The sequence below is a fragment of the Chloroflexota bacterium genome (assembly GCA_016219275.1).
In the GTDB taxonomy this organism is placed as follows: domain Bacteria; phylum Chloroflexota; class Anaerolineae; order UBA4142; family UBA4142; genus JACRBM01.
The window spans coordinates 33913-55054 of sequence record JACRBM010000059.1; the positions used below are offsets into that span (position 1 = coordinate 33913).

Annotated in this window: 22 protein-coding genes; 12 read left to right on the forward strand and 10 right to left on the reverse strand. The window is 57.6% G+C overall.

Annotation, left to right across the window (positions count from 1 at the left end):
* Window positions 1-49: 49 nt before the first annotated feature.
* Window positions 50-1348, reverse strand: a complete 1299-nt coding sequence (locus HY868_16825) for a (Fe-S)-binding protein (protein MBI5303802.1) — start codon at window positions 1346-1348, stop codon at window positions 50-52.
* A 180-nt stretch (window positions 1349-1528) separates the two neighbouring features.
* Between HY868_16825 and HY868_16830 the strand changes: the two genes are divergently transcribed.
* The 11 genes from HY868_16830 to HY868_16880 all read left to right on the forward strand — a co-directional run bounded on the left by HY868_16830 (window position 1529) and on the right by HY868_16880 (window position 11044).
* Complete coding sequence (locus tag HY868_16830; protein MBI5303803.1) at window positions 1529-2854, forward strand: AAA family ATPase; 1326 nt, start codon at window positions 1529-1531, stop codon at window positions 2852-2854.
* A 106-nt stretch (window positions 2855-2960) separates the two neighbouring features.
* On the forward strand, window positions 2961-3521 hold the full coding sequence (gene rfbC, locus HY868_16835; protein MBI5303804.1) for a dTDP-4-dehydrorhamnose 3,5-epimerase: 561 nt from the start codon (window positions 2961-2963) through the stop codon (window positions 3519-3521).
* 141 nt (window positions 3522-3662) lie between these two features.
* Window positions 3663-5213 carry an ATP-binding protein gene (locus HY868_16840; GenBank protein MBI5303805.1) on the forward strand — a complete coding sequence of 517 codons (1551 nt, stop codon included), beginning with the start codon at window positions 3663-3665 and terminating at the stop codon, window positions 5211-5213.
* Window positions 5210-5638, forward strand: a complete 429-nt coding sequence (locus HY868_16845; protein ID MBI5303806.1) for a hypothetical protein — start codon at window positions 5210-5212, stop codon at window positions 5636-5638. Before HY868_16840 ends, HY868_16845 begins: the two co-directional genes overlap by 4 nt.
* Window positions 5631-7148, forward strand: a complete 1518-nt coding sequence (locus tag HY868_16850) for a DUF1186 domain-containing protein (GenBank protein MBI5303807.1) — start codon at window positions 5631-5633, stop codon at window positions 7146-7148. The genes HY868_16845 and HY868_16850 overlap by 8 nt, the downstream gene beginning before the upstream one ends.
* A gap of 61 nt (window positions 7149-7209) precedes the next feature.
* Complete coding sequence (locus HY868_16855) at window positions 7210-7368, forward strand: hypothetical protein (protein ID MBI5303808.1); 159 nt, start codon at window positions 7210-7212, stop codon at window positions 7366-7368.
* A gap of 22 nt (window positions 7369-7390) precedes the next feature.
* Window positions 7391-7660, forward strand: a complete 270-nt coding sequence (locus HY868_16860; GenBank protein MBI5303809.1) for a DUF4404 family protein — start codon at window positions 7391-7393, stop codon at window positions 7658-7660.
* On the forward strand, window positions 7657-9126 hold the full coding sequence (locus tag HY868_16865; GenBank protein MBI5303810.1) for a hypothetical protein: 1470 nt from the start codon (window positions 7657-7659) through the stop codon (window positions 9124-9126). Before HY868_16860 ends, HY868_16865 begins: the two co-directional genes overlap by 4 nt.
* Entirely contained in the window at window positions 9116-10156 is a 1041-nt protein-coding gene (locus HY868_16870) for an AbrB family transcriptional regulator (GenBank protein MBI5303811.1), read from the forward strand. The genes HY868_16865 and HY868_16870 overlap by 11 nt, the downstream gene beginning before the upstream one ends.
* Window positions 10157-10341: 185 nt before the next feature.
* Window positions 10342-10653 (forward strand): nucleotidyltransferase domain-containing protein, encoded by a 312-nt coding sequence (locus HY868_16875; GenBank protein MBI5303812.1) that lies wholly within the window; start codon window positions 10342-10344, stop codon window positions 10651-10653.
* The gene (locus HY868_16880; GenBank protein MBI5303813.1) at window positions 10637-11044 is read left to right on the forward strand and encodes a HEPN domain-containing protein; all 408 of its coding nucleotides are present in this window, start codon (window positions 10637-10639) and stop codon (window positions 11042-11044) included. The genes HY868_16875 and HY868_16880 overlap by 17 nt, the downstream gene beginning before the upstream one ends.
* 183 nt (window positions 11045-11227) lie before the next feature.
* On the opposite strand, the gene HY868_16885 is transcribed toward HY868_16880, so the two are convergent.
* The 3 genes from HY868_16885 to obgE all read right to left on the reverse strand — a co-directional run bounded on the left by HY868_16885 (window position 11228) and on the right by obgE (window position 14238).
* The gene (locus tag HY868_16885) at window positions 11228-12238 is read right to left on the reverse strand and encodes a PrsW family intramembrane metalloprotease (protein ID MBI5303814.1); all 1011 of its coding nucleotides are present in this window, start codon (window positions 12236-12238) and stop codon (window positions 11228-11230) included.
* Window positions 12239-12364: 126 nt separating this feature from the next.
* Window positions 12365-12970, reverse strand: coding sequence for a nicotinate-nucleotide adenylyltransferase (locus tag HY868_16890; protein MBI5303815.1), 606 nt, complete (start codon window positions 12968-12970; stop codon window positions 12365-12367).
* Window positions 12958-14238: a GTPase ObgE gene (gene obgE / locus HY868_16895; protein ID MBI5303816.1), complete on the reverse strand. Its 1281-nt coding sequence runs from the start codon at window positions 14236-14238 to the stop codon at window positions 12958-12960. Before obgE ends, HY868_16890 begins: the two co-directional genes overlap by 13 nt.
* A gap of 389 nt (window positions 14239-14627) precedes the next feature.
* Here obgE and HY868_16900 point away from each other — a divergent pair, with 389 nt between their 5' ends.
* Complete coding sequence (locus HY868_16900) at window positions 14628-15245, forward strand: redox-sensing transcriptional repressor Rex (protein ID MBI5303817.1); 618 nt, start codon at window positions 14628-14630, stop codon at window positions 15243-15245.
* A gap of 85 nt (window positions 15246-15330) precedes the next feature.
* On the opposite strand, the gene HY868_16905 is transcribed toward HY868_16900, so the two are convergent.
* The 6 genes from HY868_16905 to HY868_16930 form a co-directional block, all read right to left on the reverse strand.
* Complete coding sequence (locus HY868_16905) at window positions 15331-16347, reverse strand: rod shape-determining protein (GenBank protein ID MBI5303818.1); 1017 nt, start codon at window positions 16345-16347, stop codon at window positions 15331-15333.
* Between the two features lie 7 nt (window positions 16348-16354).
* The gene (locus tag HY868_16910) at window positions 16355-16801 is read right to left on the reverse strand and encodes a F0F1 ATP synthase subunit epsilon (protein ID MBI5303819.1); all 447 of its coding nucleotides are present in this window, start codon (window positions 16799-16801) and stop codon (window positions 16355-16357) included.
* A 5-nt stretch (window positions 16802-16806) separates the two neighbouring features.
* On the reverse strand, window positions 16807-18204 hold the full coding sequence (atpD, locus tag HY868_16915) for a F0F1 ATP synthase subunit beta (protein ID MBI5303820.1): 1398 nt from the start codon (window positions 18202-18204) through the stop codon (window positions 16807-16809).
* A gap of 117 nt (window positions 18205-18321) precedes the next feature.
* Window positions 18322-19212, reverse strand: coding sequence for an ATP synthase F1 subunit gamma (gene atpG / locus HY868_16920; protein MBI5303821.1), 891 nt, complete (start codon window positions 19210-19212; stop codon window positions 18322-18324).
* Between the two features lie 12 nt (window positions 19213-19224).
* Window positions 19225-19989 carry a hypothetical protein gene (locus HY868_16925; protein MBI5303822.1) on the reverse strand — a complete coding sequence of 255 codons (765 nt, stop codon included), beginning with the start codon at window positions 19987-19989 and terminating at the stop codon, window positions 19225-19227.
* 158 nt (window positions 19990-20147) lie between these two features.
* Window positions 20148-20891 (reverse strand): hypothetical protein, encoded by a 744-nt coding sequence (locus HY868_16930; GenBank protein ID MBI5303823.1) that lies wholly within the window; start codon window positions 20889-20891, stop codon window positions 20148-20150.
* Window positions 20892-21142: the final 251 nt, after the last annotated feature.

The following is a 21142-nucleotide window of genomic DNA, read 5'->3' on the forward strand; positions in this document are numbered from 1 at the left end:
TGTAGGGCAAGTTACCAACTTGCCAAGTAACGCAAGTTGGAAACTTGCGCTACTGGTCCATCGCTTGGTACGACATATCGAGCAATTCGACGACGTGCTTGACCTGGGATTTCAACCCAGCTTTGCGCGTGCCCGCGATCAATTGCATGTGGCAGCCGACATTCGTCGTGATGATCATTTCCGCGCCCGTCGAAGCAATGTCCGCCATTTTCGCGTCGAGCACCTGGTCTGCCGTTTCAGATTGCGCGATGTTGTACACACCCGCGCTCCCGCAACACCGATCCGGCAACTTGAGTTCGACGAGTTCGACGCCGGGAATGCTCTTGATCAAATCGCGCGGTTGCTTGGCGACTTTTTGCACGTGGCGCAAATGGCACGAGTCCGAGTACGTCGCGCGAATTTTCACTTCGCCTTTGGGCGGCACGTTGAAATGCGCGGACAGAAATTCAGAAACGTCCTTGACCTTCGCCGCAAATTTTTTCGCCTTATCCGCGTACACCGGATCGTTGCGGAATAGATGCAAGTATTCTTCTTTGAGCGTTGCGCCGCACCCGCCCGCGTTCGAAATCACCGCGTCGTACTCGCGCGCGAGAAACGCATCAATGTTTTTCCGCGCGAGTTGCTCGACCAACGCGTGCTCGCCGACGTGCAACTGCGCCGCGCCGCAACACGTTTGCCCGGCGGGAAAGTGCACCGTGTAGCCGTTGCGTTGCAGAACGCGAATCGTCGCCGCATTGACCGGCGCGAGAAACGCTTCCTGGATGCAACCGATAAAGAATGCGACCTCGCCGCGTTTTTCGCCGATGGCTGGCGCGGGTTCGCGATAATCGCGATATTCGGGCACGATGGGCGGCAGAATCGCCTCCATCGTTTTGAGCGGGCGCGGCAAGATATTGAGCGCGCGCACGAGTTTCTGCAAACCGATGATTTGATACAGCCACATCAAACGCGCCATCGCTTTGAGCCGATCCAGGTGCGGCATCATCTCGCGCAAACCCAGCCAACGGACAAATCGTTCGAGCGTCCCTGGTTGGTGGTTCGCCATGATGACTTGATGCGCGCCGTCCACGAGCGCGCCGTACTTGACGCCCGACGGACACGCGGTTTCGCACGAGCGACACGCGAGACACAGGTTGATGTGTTTCGCAAACGCATCGTTGAACTCGTCCAACTCGATGCGACCTTCGGAGACCGCGCGCATCAACGCGATGCGACCGCGCGGCGCGTCCATCTCGGTGCCGAACACGGCGTACGTCGGGCATGACTGCAAACACAAGCCGCAGTGAATGCACTGCGCCAATTTTGTTTTGTAATCGGGAGACTGCATTAGTTCGATGTTGTGAATCATTATAAACCTCAGTATGGTCTGATCGTTGCATGGTTCGAGCGTGCTCGTCCGCGCACGATTATACTACGAGCCGAGCGCATAACACAAATTCACTTTTGACCTTGCGAAGGTTCAGAACCTTCGCAAGGTTTTTCCATCGGCGTTTGCCAAAGCGCATGAAAAAGCATACAATTGCGCGCGATGGATCTATTCGAACACCACCGCCGCGAATTGAACAAGACCGGCGCGCCGCTCGCCGCGCGCATGCGTCCGCGCACGCTCGACGAGTACGTCGGACAAGAGCACATTGTCGGACCGGGCAAGCTCATGCGCCGCGCGATTGAATCGGACAAACTCTTTTCCTCGATCATCCTCTGGGGTCCGCCCGGCACCGGCAAGACAACGCTCGCGATGATCATTGCGAACACGACCAAATCGCATTTCGAGACGATCAGCGCGGTCACCGCCGGCGTCGCCGATATTCGCCGCCTGATCGCAGAGGCAAAAGAACGGCGCGGAATGCACGGCATGCGCACGATCGTGCTCGTGGACGAAATTCATCGCTTCAACAAAGCGCAACAAGACGCGCTCCTGCCCCACGTCGAAGATGGCACGATCATTTTGATCGGCGCGACGACCGAGAATCCGTACTTTGAAGTGATCTCTGCGCTCGTTTCGCGTTCGCGCGTGTTTCAACTGCGCCCCCTCGACGACGTACAAGTCACCGCGCTTTTGCATCGCGCGCTCGCGGACAAGGAACGCGGGTACGGCAACCAGCAAATCGAAATCGCCGACGACGCGCTTGCACACTTGGTTGATATTTCCGGCGGCGATGCGCGTTCCGCGCTCAACGCGCTCGAACTCGCGGTCGAGTCCACGCCGCCCGGCGAAGACGATATCCTTCGGCTCGACCTGACGGTTGCGGAAGAAGCGATTCAGCGCCGCGCGATTCGGTACGATCGCGCGGGCGACGAGCACTACGACACGATCAGCGCGTTCATCAAATCGGTGCGCGGTTCGGATCCCGATGCCGCGCTCTACTGGCTCGCGCGGATGATCTATGCGGGCGAAGATCCGAAATTTATTATGCGCCGCTTGCTAGTTCTCGCGGCAGAGGACATCGGGCTTGCCGATCCGGCTGGCATCATCGTCGCGTCCGCGTGCGCACGCGCGCTCGAATGGTGCGGGTTGCCGGAGGCGCAGTATCATCTCGCCGAAGCGACCTTGTACCTGGCGACCGCGCCGAAAAGTAATTCGTGCGGGGCGTACTGGAAAGCGCTCGCCGAGGTCGAAGCCGAAGGCAAGATCGAGGTGCCGAATCATCTTAAGGATTCGTCGCGCGACGGCAAGGCGCTCGGACACGGCAAGGACTACAAATACCCGCACGAATTTCCCGGTCATCACATCGAACAACAGTACCTGCCCGACCGTTTGCGCGGCAAACGCTTTTACGAGCCGAGCGACCAAGGACGCGAGAAAGACATTGCCGCGCGCCTCGCCAAATGGCGCGGCGAAAAAAAAGAATAGAGAATTTTGCCCACGAAGAGTACGAAGAACACAAAGAAAGAACAAAGACCTTCGCGCCCTTGGTGTCCTTCGTGGGAAGAAATATTCAATGACGGAGACATCACAGATGCCATTTCGATTTCAACGCTTGGAAATCCCCGAACTAATTCTGGTCGAATCAATCCATCGCGGCGACGAGCGCGGTTTTCTCCGCGAACTGTTCAAACAATCCGAATTCATTGCGTTTGGTTTCCGCGATCCATTCGTGCAGATCAATCACTCGCGTTCGACACGCGGCGTCGTGCGCGGCTTGCACTATCAAAAACATCCGCGCGCCCAGGGCAAACTCGTGCTCGCGATGCGCGGCGAAATATTCGACGTAGCGGTAGACATTCGGCGCGGTTCGCCGACGTTCGGCAAGTGGATCGGGATGGTACTCAGCGACACGAACAGCCGGATGCTCTACGTTCCGCCAGGATTCGCGCACGGCTTTTCCGTGTTGAGTAACGATGCCGATGTGATGTACCAAATCACCGACGAGTACGCCGCCGAGTGCGAACGCGGCATCGCGTGGAACGATCCGCAACTCGCGATTGATTGGCGCGTGACGAATCCGATTCTCTCGCCGCGCGATGCAGGGTTGCCGCTGTTGCAGAATGCGGACAATAATTTTGAGATTGGAAATTAAAAGTTGGAGGTTGGACATTGGACACTGGAAAACCTGCTACCACAACGATCTGATCGTCACTTGAACCTCCTATTTCAACTTCCAATTTTCAACTTCCAATTTCTAACTTCCAATTTCCAATCTCTAACCTCCAGAGGAACCATGGGCGAGACCCGCGTCAACCTACAACACCTCCTCGAAGATATTCGCGATACGTACCCGTTTCCGGTCGAAGAAGCGATCGTGACGGAACTCGTCGCGAACGCGCTCGATTCGAACGCGTCCGAGATTCGTTTCGTCGTAAACGCGCGCGAGAAATCCATGACGACGATTGACAACGGTCACGGGATGACGCCGCCGCAGTTGGAAAAGTACCACGACATCGCGGCGACGACCAAGACGCGCGGCAAGGGCATCGGCTTTGCCGGCATTGGAGCAAAACTCGCGCTCCTCATCGCGAAAGAAGTCATCACCGAAACGAAATCGGGACGCTCGTACAACGCGACGCGCTGGCGTCTCGAAAATTCGCAACGCGCGCCCTGGGAATTGATCGAGCCAGCCGGTATTTTGGAAAACGCGCCACGCGGCACCGCCGTGACCTTGGTGTTCGGCAGCGCGTCCACGTTGCTCGAACCGAACTATGTCGAACTGATTTTGCAATCGCACTTTCAACCGCTCCTCGACGACGCCTTCCGCGAGATGTTCAAATCACTGTACCACGCAGACATTCATTTCTTTATCAACAAACGCGCGATCAAAGCGCTCGAACACACGGAACTGCGCGAACGCAAAACGATCATTGTGCGTGCGCCACAAAGCACGAGCGCGAAAGGCAAACCGGTCGGCGTCGGTTTTATCGCGCAGAGCGAAGACGATTTGCCGGAATTGCAACGCGGCATCGGCATCTCGGCGTACGGCAAAGTGATCAAGATGGGCTGGGATTGGACGGGACTGACGCCGAAACATCCCACGCGCTTGAGCGGCTTGGTCGAAGTGCCCGCGCTCGTCGAAATCCTCACGACGAACAAAGCCGATTTTCTCAAAGACAGTAACAGTCTGAAAAAATATTATCGCTATCGCAAAGCGATTCAGAACGCAGTCGAGCCGATCTTGCACGCGATGGGTGAGAGCGCGCCCACGCGCGAACGTTCCGCGCGCGATGTGCGCCCGCTCGAACGCGAGGTGGAACGCGTGCTCGGCAATCTTGTCGGCGATTATCCGGAAATCGCGCCGCTCGTCGGGCGACGGCGCACATCGCAACCGGGGATCAACCTTGCGCCGGACAAGGACGGGGATGCGCTCGGCGTGCTCACCGAAACACTCGCCGAAATCGCGCAACAACAAGTCAACTCGGACGCGGGCGACCAAGCCACACCTACCGCGCCCCCGCGCACCCAGGTCGAAGCCGTTCTCGAACCGAGTGAGAGCGGCAACGGCGAACCAGCGCGAACACAAGAAGGCAAGCGCGTGGGACCGGGCTTGATGATCGGGTTTGAAGACGCGAGCGAACGCGCGGAGCTAGGTTGGCTATTGGAAAATACGGTGTGGGTGAATCGTGGACATCCCGCGTACCAAAAAGCAGTCGCGGGCGGACACGAACAGTACCACGTCGTGCTCACCATCGCGTGGGTTTTGTTGGGACATCTCAATGATCAACATTCAGCGCAACGGTTCATCGGCGAATTTCTATTTGGCTGGGGGGCGCGACGATGAAACAACTCTTTCCGATTCAAATCCATTGGCGTGACGGAAAAATCACTGCGACGACCGCGGTTGCAAAACTCGCGGACGATCCCGATCGCGTGAACGCACAGTTGCGCGATTTTGCGGAAGCGTACACCTCCGCGCTCGCCAACGCGCGTAACGCGCACGCGGATGCAAAACGCGACGCGCCAAATCGTCCGCGCGCGTACTGGCGCATCGGTCAGGCGATTGGCGAATTCGACGCGACGTTGCGCGCGGCGGGTTTTTATCTGCCCGCGCAAAACGCGACGTTCGCGCGCGACCTGGGAATGCACGAAGGATCGCTCCGCAAAATTCTCGCGTTTTATCGGCGCACGCCGGACGCGAATGCGCTCGATCCAGTCAAAGGATGGTACGGGTACCGCGAACACCGTACGAAAGGGACTAGTGGCTGACACACTCAAAAGCGCGTTGGAAGCTCTGCTAGATGAAGGCGAAGAATTATCCAACGCCGCGCGCGACCGCGTCAAAACGTTTGGCTCGGTCGCAATTCCACCCCTCATCGAGATGGCGACGAGCGACGAACTGAACCACGCGCCGTCGGATGAGCCGCGCGTGTACGCGCCCTTGCACGCGATTGAAATCCTGGGCGACCTGCGCGCGACGCAAGCCATCGAACCGCTCTTGCCGCTCGTCGCGTGGGACGATGACGATTGGTTGGATCACACCTTGCCAGAATTCTTTGCCAAGGTTGGCGAACCAGCGATTGCGCCGCTCGAACAAATCTTAGCAGACAATAGCAAGACGATTCATACACACGCACGCGCATCGCAATCGCTCGTCAAGATCGCGCAAGAACATTCCGAACACCGCGCGCGCGTGATCACCATCTTGACACAGTACCTGAAGCCCGAACACACGCAAACACCTGATCACGAGACGCGCGCCGGGTTTATCATCGGTGATTTGTGCGATCTTCAAGCAACCGAAGCATTGCCGGCAATTCGACGCGCGTTCGCGGAAGACCGCGTAGACCCCCAAGTAGTTGATTTGGATCATGTGGAACGCGAGATGCGCGGAGAACCACTCGTATCGTCTGAGCAAGATTTGGATGTGTTGACCGCAAAACGCGAAAAAGAGCCGCTGTCACTGATGCTCAAGTGCACCCAATGCGGGAGAGAACGTCGCCATCAAATCCCGGTGTTGTTCGTTGATTTCGGCACTGTCGAGCGCCACAAGCGCAAAGAAAAAACCAAATACGACGAGTTCGTCATTCCGCAACGCATTACGTGTCCCAAGTGCGGCGCAGTGGATCAATACGAATTAACTGCGTTGGCGCACTTGTCCTTGACATTGGACTTGGTCACGCGCAAAGAGTGCGGCAAAACACTACAGCGAAATGAAGGAAACATTCGATACGTTCGTTTCGCGATGACGGACGGACGCGAGATGCACCCGCGCGAAGCCATGGACTTGCTTCGTGACCAAGTGGCTCGCAATCCCAAGGACGCCGATCTACGTGTGCGATACGCCAACGTATTGCGTTTACTCGGGTATCTCGACGAAGCGATTGCAGAACTGACTGCCGCGTTGGAACTTGATCCAAATCAATTTGAAGCGCAGATGAACCTGGGACGCATCCATGGCGTTCGCGGTGATTTTGTGAACGCGCAGAACGCATTGCAACGCGCGATGCAACTTTTGCCAACGTGGCGCAAGTACGCCCCTATGATGAGACAAGCAAGCGCGATAGAGATCGCCGACCACCTGGAGAAAATCGCGCGCCAAGAAAAACTCGCTCCGGCTATCATGTACGAGACCCCGTTGCCGCTAACGCCTTCGCCCGCTCCAAACCGCCCAAGTTCCAAGCAACCCGCCGTGCGCGCCGATTCGCCGCGCCTGGGTCGCAACGATCCTTGCTTTTGCGGAAGCGGCAAGAAATACAAGCAATGTCACGGTCGGTAAACTGAGCAATCAAATTGTAGAGCAAGTTTCCAACTTGCCTCACAACTGCTGAGGAGACATTATGAAAGTCAAAACGCACAAACCAAATTCGGTTCTCTGGCTGATCGCGTTCCTGCTGTTCGTCTATTCGCTTGCCTCGTTCTTTCTGCCACTGCCGTACAGTGGACCGGCGATGATTTTATCCGCCGCGCTCTTGCTGATTGGCACGACCGTGATTTGATTGCGCCCGAAAGGAGTTGACCATGACCGATTCGCAATCATCGCGCCTCCGCGAATTGCTCGAGCAACTGCACGCCGAGTTGGAACACACGACCGGCGTAGACGCCGAGTCGCGCCAGATTCTCGAACACCTCAGGCAAGACATTCAAGTCGTCTTGAGTGCATCGGACGCCGCGTCGCATTATCCGTCGCTCGGCAGCCGAATGAACACCACCATCACGCACTTGGAAGAATCGCACCCGCAACTCACGCTCCTCATCAAGCAACTGCTCGATCACCTCGCGGCGGTATGACCGAAACGACCCTTGTCGAACGCGCCGAACTTTTTTGCCACGACGTAGCGCGCGAACATTATCTTGTCGGCGCGGGACTGAAAGACAAACGCGAACTCGCACCGATTTACGAACGCCACGCGGACTTGTTTGACGAAGCGACCGTGCACGAACAGATCATCGCGCTGCAACGCGACGAAAGCAACGCGACGCGCCATCTCGCGGATTTTGCGGTACGCGGTTTGATTGACCACGCGTTGACCGAGTTGAACGAAACGATTGCGAACGCGGAATCGCAAGCGACCATCGAGTGGAAAGGAAAGCCGATTCCATACCGCCACATTCGCGCCGCGCTCGTGCGCGAAAGCGATTGGTCGAAACGCCACGATTTGCACGCGCGCCAGCTCGCGGTGATGATCCAGCAGAATCCGCAGCGCATCGAACGCATCCAGACTCAGCACGACCTCGCGCGGCGTTTCGGTTTTGCCGGTTATCGCGCGATGATCGAGCGCGTGGGCGGCTGGGATTTGCGCGCGGTTGCCAAGCAACTCAAACCCCTGCTCGACAATACGACCGACATGTTCGAGCGCGATCTAGAAACGCGTCTCGCCGACGCGCGCGTGCCGCGCAAAGAAGCGGACACGAGCGATGTCGCGTTCTTCCTCCGCGCGCCCCAATTCGACGAGCTCTTCCCGGCGAGCGAACTCGTCCGCGTGTTCAAAGGCACCGTCGCCGGCATGGGACTCGATCTCGCGTCCACACCTGGGTTAACCCTCGACGCGGATGCACGTCCGCACAAATCGCCGCGCGCGTTTTGTTCGGCGGTGCGCGTGCCGGATGAAGTGTATCTCGTCGTCAAACCCATCGGCGGACACGGCGATTATCGCGCGTTCTTTCACGCCGCCGGACGCGCCGAGCATTTCACGCATTTCGACGCGAACCTGCCATTCGAATTTCGCCGCGCCGGCGATGAGGCGGTCGGCGAGACATTCGCGTTTTTGTTCGAGCACCTCACGCAAAACCCGCGTTGGCTCGTGGACATTTTGCGTGTGCCGACGCGCGAAGCAGAAAAGTATCGCCGCCTTGCGCTATTCGACAACCTGTGGGCGGTGCGACGTTACGTTGCCAAGTTGCAGTACGAACTGATTCTGCACGACGACGGACTCGCCGGCGCGGACGACGCGTACACGCAACTACTGAGTGAAGCATTGCGTATCAAGATTCACGCTGAACGTTATCTCGACGACATTGACGACGCGTTTCATGTCGCGGATTCTTTGCGCGCCTGGATACGCGAACGGCAGTTAGCGAATTTCTTGCTCGACAAGTTTGGCGAGGGTTGGTACGAAACACGCGAGGCAGGCTCGTTCCTGCAATCGCTGTGGTCAATCGGCTTGCGCGATTCGATAGACGAACTCGCGCGTACGCGTCTCGGCGCAGAAGGATTGAATCCAAAACTACTCATCGAGGAGCTAGGTGATTTCTGATTTCATCAACGTCGTCATCATCCTTCTCGTCGCGCTCGCGAGTTGGTGGCTTGCCGAACGCGTGCGCTTCCCAGCCCCCTCGATCCTGGGACCCATGATCGGCATCGCGATTGTCGCCGGGCTGGGCATGCCACATCCAGAAGTTCCATCGTTTGTTCGCGTACTCGTGCAGTCCGTCATCGGCGGGACCCTGGGACTCAAGATTGATCGTAAAACAGTCGCGTCCACGCGCGCGATGATCTTGCCCATCGGCGGCGCGACGATCTGGTTTACCGCATCGAGTTTGTTGATCGGCTATCTGCTCGCGCGCCTCGCCGCGATTGATCTCTACACGTCGTTTCTCGGCACCGCGCCGGGCGGCGTCGCGGAAATGACCGCGATGGCGATGTCGGTGCAAGCCGATGTCGCATTCGTCGCGACGCTGCAAACCGTCCGTCTGCTGACGAGCAATCTTTCGATTCCCATCCTCGCGCGATACCGCGCGCGCAACAATGGTCACGCCCAGCCGATTACCACGCCCGCGGCGGAAAATGGTTCGCCGACCGGCTTGCCCTGGGTCGTGTGCCTCACGATCAGCGCGGTCGGTGGATTCGCCTTCGACGCGCTCCAAGTGCCCGCTGGCGGCGTCATCGGCGCGATGGTCGTGGTCGCGAGTGTACAACTCGCGCGAGTCCAGCTTCAAGCGCCGCCGCTGATTTTGCGGAATGTCGCGCAACTTGGGATCGGGATTCTCGTCGGCATCGCGTTTACGCCGGAGACCGTCGCTTCGCTCATACAAGCCCTGGGCATCGTCATCGCGACGACGATTGCCACCGTACTCAGCGCGATGATTCTCGCGTACTTTGTGACGCGTTGGCTCTGTGTGGACGCCCAGACGGCGATGCTGGCATGCGCGCCAGGCGGCTTGTCGCTGATGCCGGTCATCGCCGATGAAGTCGGCGCGCAAAGTTTCATCGTGAGTCTGTTTCAACTCGCGCGCATCGTCGTCGTGATTTTGCTGATGCCGTTTATCTTTCGGATGCTGGTGTAAATTGAAGACCCGAAGAGTTCGCAAACCCTTCGGGTCTTTTTCACACCATCGGCAATTTCTCGCGCGCTTGCGCGATGCGCGCCTACTGTTTTTCATTTTTTTCTCGTATGTGCTATACTCGAATTATGCTAAAGACGCAAACACTCAACCGGAAAGTAGTTCGTCCACCGCATCGGCGAGTTGCAATGCGCGCGATTCGCAACGTGGCGCAACGAATCGTCCATCAGTTTGATCCCGAACAGATTATTCTCTTTGGCTCGTACGCGTACGGCAAGCCCACTACCGCGAGCGATGTGGATCTGCTTGTCGTGATGGAGACTGCGTTGCGTGAAAAACAGCAACGACTCGAAATCTCGCGGGCGCTTTCGCCGCGTCCCTTTCCACTTGATGTGGTCGTGCGCACTCCCCGCCAACTGCAAGAGCGCCTCGCGCTGGGCGACGCGTTCCTGGCTGAGATTATGACACGAGGCAAGCCACTGTATGAACGACATCGTTAACGAGTGGATCGAAAAAGCCGAGAGCGATTATCATGTTGCGGAACGCGAGTTGCGCGTGCGGAAAAATCCCAGTTACGACGCGATCTGTTTTCACGCGCAACAATGCGCCGAAAAATATCTCAAGGCGTTTCTCGCCAAACACCGTACTATCTTTCGCCCCATCCACGATCTTGAAGTCTTGCTGGACCACATCACGCCTGCCCATCCCGATTTTGAATTCACACGCGACTTGCTCTTGCTCCTCAACGACTATGCGGTGGATTTTCGCTATCCAGGCGCAACCGCGACCCAAGAGGAAGCCCGCGCGGCAATCAAGGCAATGCGTACAGTTCGGGAGTTTGTCCGTCAGAAATTGGGACTAGCCACTCCTGCCAAAAAAGGCGAACTCTAACAAGCGCGCGTGCACTAAAAAACAACTCTGCGACACGAAAAGTCTGCCGAGTTGTTTTTTTATGATTGATTCACCTTGTGGTTTTGACCGTGACCGCTCGAACGTCTACAATAAACTCAATCGCTCCACGTTCATCGGCAAAGACCCGAAGGGTCGCTTGTGCGTAAACCCTTCGGGTCTTTTCTACACCACCGGCAATTTCTCGCGCGCCTGCGTGATGCGCTGACGCAACGCGGCAATGTGCCGATCCGTTGCCGCACTCTCCCCATCAACCTGCTTGAGATGATTTTGGTACGCGAGGTCAACGATCATCTGCACGTAACGCGACCAGCGCAACCATCCGCTGATGCCGTGCCGCGACAACAAGCGCCAACCGCGCGTGCTCCGCGCGTTCAAGTTGCGCGCCCACTCGGATTCTTCCGCCGTGATGACACCCGCTTGCAGTTCTGGTTCGAGATACTTGAACCACTTTTTTTCTTCCCGCAGTGCAATCACGATCAGCCCAAACATCATCAGGATGCCGATCCAATCCACAAGCGTCGCGCCAATGCAGAGCAAGCCGTACGTCTCTGCGCCCAACGCCGCGCCGGTATTGTGAATCCCGTGCAATGTCATCGCGAGCAGCCAACCGGCAATGGGGAACGCGAATTTCTTCCACAGTTCCTTTGACACGCGCGCCAAGCCAAACCCCGCGCCGATACATGCGGTAAAGAGTGAGTGGTTCAACAAGAATAATCCAACGCGCAAAACGTAGAGCGTGCCCCAGCCCATCCATCCTTTTTCGTCGAGCGCGCCGAGCAGATAGAGCACGTCTTCGACGAACGAAAATCCAAAACCGACCATCGCGCCGTAGAGAATGCCATCCATCACTCCATCAAATTCGCGGCGATAGACCAAGAACAACACGAGAATGATCGCGCCCTTGATCGTCTCCTCGGTCAAGGGCGCGACGAAAATGCCGGTCAACGAATGAGCCAACGTTTTTCCAAACAGGATGTTTAGTGGTTCGGCGAGAATCACTTGACTGATGAATGACAAGATCACCGCGGGCAACGCGCCCCAAACAAATAAAATTCCCACCAGCCACAGCGGTTCTTTTTCATAGCGATCTAATCGCCACAAAACAAACATCGCGATGGCAGACGGGATAGAAATGAGAACAATCGAAAGAACGAAACCGATCAGCAGAGTCATCGTTACGCTCTTTGGTTAAACCGGGGTCATCGCAAGGAGAGTTTTGCGCGACGAAGCAATCCCCGTGCAACTTGTGGATTGCTTCGCCCCTTCGGGGCTCGCAATGACAATACTGGCTACATCCAGTCAACTATTCCGATACAAGCCATGCGCTTTGATGTACGCTTCGACCACATCGGGCACGGCCGCCGCGATGGATTCACCCATGCTGACACGTTTTTGCAGATCACTCGCGGCGATATCCAGCATCGTCGAGTTGAGCATCACGACGCGCTCAGTGATGCCGGGCAACGCGCGTTCCATCTCGGCAAGGTTCGCGTGAAAACCCGGTCGCTTGAACACCGCGAGCCGGCACTGCGCGATCAACTGCGCGGGCGCGTGCCACGACAACAAATTCGCGAGCGAGTCCATTCCCATGATAAAGTACAACTCGACCGCGTCGTGCGATTGTTCGCGCAACAAGCGCATGGTGTCGGCAGTGTACGTGGGACCATCGCGCTCGACGTCCATACGCGATAGAACGAAGCGCGGGTACGGCGCAATCGCCAGCCGCACCATTTCGACGCGATGTTCGATTGGCGTAACGTGATTCTGTGGTTTGTGCGGTGGCTGCCGCGTCGGCGCAAACAAAACCTGGGTCAAGCCAAGTTGTGTCACCGCTTCGTGCGCGATCAACAAATGTCCCTTGTGCGGCGGATCGAACGTGCCGCCGAGGACGCCTAGCTTCTCCATTCGAGTTCCACTTCTCCGATCCGAACTTTATCGCCTTCGCGCACGCCCGCGTGTTCAAGCGCGTCGGTCACGCCCATCGCTTTGAAGACACGCTGTAAACGAAAGAGCGCTTCCGCTTGATCGAAATTCGTCATCGCAATGACGCGCTCGACCTTGATGCCGCGCACGCGAAAGGCATGCGCTTCGCGCGACACCTCGAACGCATCCTCGTCGGCGGGAGGACGAATCACCGGTAATTCCTCGGCGACCGGCGCTGGCATTTCGCGCGGCAACGTGGCGACTTGATCCGCAACCGCGCGCAACAATTCGCGCACGCCTTGCCCGGTCACCGCCGAAATCGCGAACGCCGAAACTCCGCGCCGCGACAGCGTTTGCTGAACGTTGCGCCACTGCGCCTGCGCGTCCGGTAAATCCATTTTATTGAGCGCGACGATTTGCGGTTTCGCGGCAAGCGCGGGACTGTACTCGGCGAGTTCGCGATTGATCGTTGCGAACGCGGACAGCGGGTCCTCCGTCGCGCCGTCGAGCAGATGAATGAGCACGCGCGTCCGCTCGACGTGACGCAAGAACTTGTCGCCCAGCCCCACACCGGCATGCGCGCCTTCGATCAACCCAGGAATATCGGCGAGCACAAGATCGCGGTCGTCAATCACGACGACGCCGAGATTCGGCACGAGCGTCGTAAACGGATAGTCCGCGATTTTCGGTCGCGCCGCGGTGACCGATGCGAGGAACGTGGATTTGCCGGCATTCGGCAAGCCGACGATGCCCACGTCCGCGAGCAATTTTAATTCGAGCGTCACCCAGCGTGATTCGCCCGGCTCGCCTTTTTCGGACCAGCGCGGCGCTTGGTTCGTCGAGCTGGCGAACGCGGAATTACCGCGCCCGCCGCGACCTGCTCGCGCAATGACCACGCGCGCGTCCGGTGCGACGAGGTCGGCGAGCACTTCATTCGTCTCCGCATCGCGCACAACCGTGCCACGCGGAACCATCACCACCAAGTCGTCCGCGCTCTTGCCGTGTTTATTATTACCTTGTCCCGCCGAGCCGTGTTCGGCTTTGAAATGCGCGCGTTTGCGAAAACTGAGCAGGGTGTTGAGACGCGGGTTGACCGCGACGATCACATCGCCGCCATCGCCCCCGTGACCGCCGTCGGGTCCGCCCATCGGCACGTACTTTTCGCGGCGGAAACTCATACAGCCGTTGCCGCCGTTACCGGCTTGGACAAAAATTTTTGCTTCGTCAAAGAAAAGAGATTCGTCTTGCATCGGGGTGGAGAATAATCGAAAAGAGAAGAATAGTCAATTTGCGAAAAAACGTGGGGTGGGCGTCAAGTTTTTGGGTGGTGAAGAAACCTTGCGAAGGTTGATCGGCAATCCTATTTGGTTTGTCGTCGAAATCTTCGCAAGGTTGAGTGTTCCAAAATTTTGACGCACACCCAAAAACGCAAGCCACCAGGCGTCATTGCGAAGAGCCGCGAAGCGTTTGCGACGAAGCAATCCCCACCTTCGGTAGGGTTGTGAGAATACCACAGGCGCGCAAGATGCCAGGTTGCTTGGGGAAAACCTGGTATCGGCATCTGACTTTTGCGAGTTATGCCAATTCGTGTTATGATAGGTATTGACAGCGAGCCAATGACAATCCGAGGAGGAACACGATGCCCGCCGATGCGGTCCCCGAAATTGTAATTGAACGGCTTCCGATTTATCTACGCACGTTGGAATTGCTCGCGCGCGAGGGTAAAGCAATCACCTCGTCGCAAGAGTTGGGCGAACGACTCGGTTTCTCGTCCGCGCAAATTCGCAAAGACTTGTCGTACTTTGGCGAATTTGGCAAGCAAGGCACCGGCTACAACATCGAGTATCTCCATACTCAATTGCAACACATTCTGCATGTGGATCGCGTGTGGGATGTGGCGTTGATCGGCGCGGGCGACCTGGGTCACGCGCTCGCGCACTATCGCGGCTTTGAACCGAAGGGCTTTCGCCTCGTCGCGATCTTTGACAATGCGCCGCAAAAAATTGGCACGCGCATCGCCAACTTGACGGTGCAAGATATGTCCGAACTCGCGCGCGTCATACGCGAGCAACGCGTGCGCGTCGTCATTCTCGCCGTGCCCGCCGATGTCGCGCAAAGCGTCGCCGCTCAGGTCGTCGAGCTGGGCGTCGCGGCGATTCTCAACTACGCGCCGATCACGTTGAACGTGCCTTCCCAAATCAAGGTCTATAACATTGACCCCGTCGTTGGATTACAAAGTATGGCGTACTATTTGTAAAGTTAAAAGAAAAAACAAAAATGAAAAGTGAAAACAAAAAGCCAGCGGAAAATCTCCGACTGGCTTTTTACTTTTATCTTTCGATTTACAACTGCGGCATACTCTTACGCAACATATCCAATTGTTCGAGCGCGCGACCCGCGCCAATCGCCACGCACGCCATAGGATTGTCCGCAACGTAACACGGCACGCCGGTTTCTTTCGTCAGAAAGCGATCAATGTTCCGCAGCAACGCGCCGCCGCCGACCATCACCATGCCGCGATCAATAATATCTGACGCGAGTTCGGGCGGCGTTTTTTCGAGCACCGAACGCACGACGCCGGAAATCGCTTGCAATGGTTCGGTGATCGCTTCGGTGATTTCACCCGAGTTGACGCGAATCGTACGCGGCAACCCAGCCACTTGATCGCGCCCGCGCACTTCGAGCGTCAGTTCTTCTTCCATCGGCAACGCGCTGCCGATTTGAATCTTGATGTCTTCGGCGGTTTGCTCGCCAATCATCAAGTTGTATTTTTTGCGAATGTACGTCGAGATCGCTTCGTCCATCTTCAAGCCGGCGATCCGCACCGCGCTCGACACGACCATGCCATTCATCGAAACGACCGCGGCTTCACTCGCGCCGCCGCCAATGTCCACGACCATGTTCCCGGTCGGAGTATGGACCGGCAAGCCCGCGCCCAGAGCGGCGGCGAACGGTTCGGGCACGAGATGCGCCGTGCGTCCGCCAGCGGCAATCGCCGCGTCGTGCACCGCGCGCTCTTCCACACTTGTCACGCCGACCGGGACGCTGACCGCGATGTCCGGCTTGACGCCGAACATCAATTGGATGCGTCCGCACACTTTGGTAATAAAGTAGCGCAGCATCGCCTCGGTCACCATATAGTCCGCGATGACACCGTCGCGCATCGGACGCATCACTTCGATGTTTTCCGGCGTGCGACCGAGCATGGCTTTTGCTTCTTCGCCCAACGCGACGAGACGCGAATCGGACAGGGATAACGCGACAAGCGAGGGCTCTTGTAACACGATCCCTCGCCGATTGCTCACATACACTAGTACATTGACCGTTCCCAGGTCAATGCCAATTTGACGGACAAACATGAGTTGCCTATGTCTCGATTTCTGGACCGGCAGAAGGTTCGCGCCCACTGCGGCGACGTTTCGCCACGCGCAAGCGAATGTCGGCGCGACGCACCGCGCGTTCGAGGCGCACCGCATCCACATCGCTCGCCGGTTTTTCTTTGAGCGCCTGCTCGGCGCGCGCGCGCGCTTGTTGCGCGCGCATTTCGTCAATCTCGTCGGCGCGTTCTGCGCTGTCGGCAAGCACGGTCACTTTTTCCGGGCGCACTTCCATAAAGCCGCCGCCGATGGCGAAACTCAATTCTTCGTTGCCTTTTTTGTAGCGCAGTTCACCTTCGGTCAGCGCCGTGATGAGCGGCGCGTGGTGCGGCAGAATGCCGAGCACGCCGTCAATGCCCGGCGCGCTGACGTACTCCACGTCGGCACTAAAGACCAGCCGTTCAACCGTCACAATGTCCAGCCTGATCGTTGACATGTGAATTACAATTTCCCTTCGCGGAACGCCTCGCGCACTTCGTCAATCGTGCCGCGCATGAAAAAGTATCCTTCGGGAATGTCGTCGAGTTCGCCGTCGAGGATCATCTTGAAACCGCGCACCGTTTCCTTGACCGACACGTACTTGCCCGGACGACCGGTGAACGCTTCGGCGACGCGCATCGGTTGCGAGAGGAAACGCTGAATCTTGCGCGCGCGCGCGACTGCCAACTTGTCGTCTTCGCTCAACTCTTCGATACCCAGGATCGCGATAATGTCTTGCAGTTCTTTGTAGCGTTGCAATACGCGTTGCACGCCGCGCGCGACGTCGTAATGTTCCTTGCCGACGATGTTCGGGTCGAGAATACGCGAGGTGGACGCGAGCGGATCCACCGCCGGGAACAAACCTTGCTCCGCGATGGAACGTTCGAGCGAGATCGTCGCGTCCAAGTGCGCGAACGTCGCGACCGGCGCGGGATCGGTATAGTCGTCGGCGGGCACGTAGATCGCTTGCATCGAAGTGATGGAACCGCGCTTGGTCGAGGTGATGCGCTCTTGCAATTCGCCCATCTCTTGCGCGAGCGTCGGCTGATAACCGACCGCGCTCGGCATACGACCCAGCAACGCGGACACTTCGGAACCGCTCATGACAAACCGGAAAATGTTGTCAATGAACAACAGAACGTCGCGACCTTCATCGCGGAAATATTCCGCCATCGTCAGACCGGACAACGCGACGCGCAAACGCACGCCGGGCGGCTCGTTCATCTGACCGAACACCATCACGGTTTTTTCGATGACGCCCGACTCGTTCATTTCCAGGTAGAGGTCATTGCCTTCGCGCGAGCGTTCGCCGACGCCGCAGAAAACGGAATAGCCACCGTGCTCCGTCGCGACCGAGCGGATCAACTCTTGAATGATCACCGTCTTGCCCACACCCGCGCCGCCGAACACGCCGACCTTGCCGCCTTTGGTGAACGGCGCGACGAGGTCAACGACCTTCATACCCGTTTCAAAAAACTGGGGCACGGTCACTTGTTCTTCGAATGGAGGAGCGGAACGGTGAATCGGATAATATTTCTCCGCAACCACCGGACCTTTTTGGTCAATCGGGTCACCCGTGACGTTAAAGATGCGCCCCAACGCGGACTTGCCTACGGGCACCGAAATCGGCGCGCCGGTGTCAATGACCGGCATCCCGCGGCGCAAACCGTCGGACGTATCCATCGCGACAGAACGCACCCAGTTTTCGCCGAGGTGTTGTTGAACTTCGAGGACGAGACGCGTATCATTATTTTTAATTTCGAGGGCGTGATAAATTTCGGGCAATTCTTCCGCGCGAAATTCAATGTCTACCACCGGACCGGTAACTTGTACGATGTGACCGATCGAACCCTTTGCCATGCGATCCTCCGAATCCTCACCCCTATCCCCGCCCTTCGGGCACCCCTTCCCCCTCTCTTGATTCTGAACTACGAATCAGGAGAGGGGGAAGGGGTCGGGGGATGGGGGCGAGGCATTTTATTTTGCCTTTGCTTTGAGTGTCGCGCGGAGGGCTTCCGCGCCGCCAACAATGTCGAGCATTTCGCGCGTGATGTTCGCTTGCCGCGCCTTGTTCATCGCGAGCGTGAGCGAATCAATCAAGTCGCGCGCGTTCGCAGTCGCGTTCCGCATGCCGACCATGCGCGCCGCCCATTCGCTCGCGACCGATTCGAGCAATGCTTGATAGATTTGCAGTTCCGTAAAACGCGGCAGCACCGAATCGAGCACCGATTCCGGGTCTGGCTCGTAGAGATAGACCGCGCTCGCGCCATCGTGCTGTTCGATGGGCGCGGTTTGAATCGGCAAGAGCTGGCGCGTCGTCGGCTTTTGCACGAGTACGTTGACGAAATCGGTGTAGGTGATGTACACCTCGTCCACGTTGCCTTTGAGAAATTCGGCTATCGCGATCTTGGCGATTGGACCGATGTCCAGAATCTTGGGCTTTTCGCTCAACCCGGAAAACTCGGCGAGCAATTCCTTACGCATCCGCGCGATGAGACTGGTGGCGCGCTTGCCAATCGTGAGATACTTGGTTGGCTTGTCCTGCTTGACGGTAAAGTCGAGCGCGCTGCGCAGAACGTTGACGTTATACGCTCCGCACAAGCCGCGATCGCCCGCGATGATAATGAGCGCGATGTTTTTGATTTGCTCGCGCGATTCGAGCAGGGGGTGCATCAGTTTACTGCGACCAGGTTGGCTCGCGAGAAACGTCAGCACCTCCCAGGATTTTTCGGCATAGGCGCGGCTCGCCAGCGTCGCGTTTTGGGCGCGACGCATTTTCGACGCGGCGACCATTTCCATCGCGCGCGTGACCTGCGAGATGTTGCGCACGCTTTTGATGCGCCGTTGAATAGCGCGTGGTGTCGGCAAGATTGACCTCGTTTATGAAGCACGAACGAACTTGAAGTACCCTTGACCCGGCGCGCTGATGGGTGCGGTCTTGCAATGGAATTGGTAGTTGGCGTCGCACGAACCCAGATTCTTGACGACCGTGAGCGTCCAGTACGCCCACATTTCGCCTTCCGGCTCGATGGATCCATAGTTCGGCGCCGAACCACCGCGCAGGGGTGACTCGATGGTGAACTTGACGGATGCGTTGACCGCCGTCTGGTCTCCACACTTGACAATCCAGTAATCGGATTTGGCTACAACGCCGGGACCGGGATTGATCGGTTCGGTGCGGATGTCAATCCGATAACACTCGTCGCCTCCTAGTCCCCCCAGCGACTTCCAGTCCAAGACCATCGCGCCTCCCCTTGCCACCACTTGGTCTTTCTGGCTATCCGTCCAGATTGGCGCGTTGAGAACGGGCGCGCCGAATTTGAGCGGGAACGGGGTTGCCGTTGGGACGACAGCGGGTTTGGTTGGAGTGCGCGTGGCGGCGGGGCGTGGTGTGTTCACCACTGCAACGCGCGTCGGCGAAGCCACCACCGCGACCGTCGGGGTGACCACAGCCGTAGGAAGGACTGCCGTAGCAGGCGGAGGGACCGGCGTCGCTGTCACCGGGGCAGGCGTCGCCGTGATGATAACGGTTTGAATAATGGGCGGCTGGGTCGGCGCCGGAGTCGGCGTTGGCGCAGTGCCACAGCCGATCAATCCAAGGAACAGTAGTGCAATTACACCAAGTAAAACGAAACGTGTAAACATCGCCATCCTTTCTTGGGTCTTGCTACGAATCGAAATCATTAGACAGTGTCGGGAATAAGACATCTCTCGCCAAGCCGCCAAGAACGCCAAGTTATTTCAAGATGATTCTTTGCGTGCTTGGCGTCTTGGCGAGAGGCAAAAGTTGTTTCCGATAAAGTCTATTCAAACGTATTAAGGTGAATGGTTCGCGTCGGACTCGGCGCGCCACAAAGCGCAACGTTAGGCGGAACTTGGTTGGGATCGCCCTCGCTGATTGCGCCGCCCGCCTGAATGACCGTTACATTCCAGGTCACTTCCACACTATCACCGCTCGCGAGCGCGGATACCGCGGGCTTGTCCATGATATAAAGTTTACCTTCTCGCACGAACTTGTTGTGCGAGAGATACAAGGTCGCGCCGTTGGTAAAACCACCGCGTCGTGAATTAACGACAAGTTTGTATCCCACATTGGAGGACACTTCGCCGGCAAGTTCCGGCGGTGGGTCCCAGATAAACCGGAATGTGTCGCCGCCGACACTGCTCGATTTGGTACGGCGCAGCGCATTGTCCTCGGGTTCCTTCAGCGTGACCGGACCGTACGAACATTTCGGCGCGGGCGTCGCCGTCGGCGCAATCGCAACCGGCGCCGGCGGTGCGGCAGGCGGTTTAGTCGCGGCAGGTTTCGCGACGACCGGCGCGCGTGTCGCGGTCGGGCGTGCCGTTGGCGCTACAATAGCCGCAACCGTCGGCAACGGAGTCGCGATAATCGGTTCGGGCGTCACCGTGATCGGCACATAAATGATCCATGGCGTTTGCGTTGCGGCGCGGGTTGGCGTCACAGTCGGCACATTCGAACTACACGCGCTCAACCACACTCCGAGCAGACCCAGCACGAAAATCAATTTTGAATTTGCAAGTCTCACTACTTCACCTGGAGATTTCAGATTGTCTTGGAAATTGGTGGTTGGAGATTAACGCACCATGATCCAACGTCTAATATCCAACTTCCAACTTCCAATCTAAAATCCAAAATCCCTAGCAGTTTGTCGGAGAGGAATCGCGAAATGCCTCCTCCCCGACCCAAGATCGCCAAATTTCTTTCGCAACCTGGGTCTCAGCGGGCTTTCTGTCGTCGTGCAGGCGCGCGAAAACTGCGCCGACAATTAGTCGGCCA

Coding starts and splice junctions, on each gene's coding strand:
- HY868_16830 (MBI5303803.1), top strand. CDS start 1,529: ATGGATCTATTCGAACACCACCGCCGCGAATTGAACAAGACCGGCGCG.
- HY868_16860 (MBI5303809.1), top strand. CDS start 7,391: ATGACCGATTCGCAATCATCGCGCCTCCGCGAATTGCTCGAGCAACTG.
- HY868_16875 (MBI5303812.1), top strand. CDS start 10,342: ATGCGCGCGATTCGCAACGTGGCGCAACGAATCGTCCATCAGTTTGAT.
- atpD (MBI5303820.1), bottom strand. CDS start 18,204: ATGGCAAAGGGTTCGATCGGTCACATCGTACAAGTTACCGGTCCGGTG.
- HY868_16910 (MBI5303819.1), bottom strand. CDS start 16,801: ATGTCAACGATCAGGCTGGACATTGTGACGGTTGAACGGCTGGTCTTT.
- HY868_16905 (MBI5303818.1), bottom strand. CDS start 16,347: ATGTTTGTCCGTCAAATTGGCATTGACCTGGGAACGGTCAATGTACTA.
- HY868_16890 (MBI5303815.1), bottom strand. CDS start 12,970: ATGGAGAAGCTAGGCGTCCTCGGCGGCACGTTCGATCCGCCGCACAAG.
- HY868_16825 (MBI5303802.1), bottom strand. CDS start 1,348: ATGATTCACAACATCGAACTAATGCAGTCTCCCGATTACAAAACAAAA.
- HY868_16925 (MBI5303822.1), bottom strand. CDS start 19,989: ATGTTTACACGTTTCGTTTTACTTGGTGTAATTGCACTACTGTTCCTT.
- HY868_16840 (MBI5303805.1), top strand. CDS start 3,663: ATGGGCGAGACCCGCGTCAACCTACAACACCTCCTCGAAGATATTCGC.
- HY868_16845 (MBI5303806.1), top strand. CDS start 5,210: ATGAAACAACTCTTTCCGATTCAAATCCATTGGCGTGACGGAAAAATC.
- HY868_16885 (MBI5303814.1), bottom strand. CDS start 12,238: ATGACTCTGCTGATCGGTTTCGTTCTTTCGATTGTTCTCATTTCTATC.
- obgE (MBI5303816.1), bottom strand. CDS start 14,238: ATGCAAGACGAATCTCTTTTCTTTGACGAAGCAAAAATTTTTGTCCAA.
- HY868_16855 (MBI5303808.1), top strand. CDS start 7,210: ATGAAAGTCAAAACGCACAAACCAAATTCGGTTCTCTGGCTGATCGCG.
- HY868_16880 (MBI5303813.1), top strand. CDS start 10,637: ATGAACGACATCGTTAACGAGTGGATCGAAAAAGCCGAGAGCGATTAT.
- rfbC (MBI5303804.1), top strand. CDS start 2,961: ATGCCATTTCGATTTCAACGCTTGGAAATCCCCGAACTAATTCTGGTC.
- HY868_16865 (MBI5303810.1), top strand. CDS start 7,657: ATGACCGAAACGACCCTTGTCGAACGCGCCGAACTTTTTTGCCACGAC.
- HY868_16900 (MBI5303817.1), top strand. CDS start 14,628: ATGCCCGCCGATGCGGTCCCCGAAATTGTAATTGAACGGCTTCCGATT.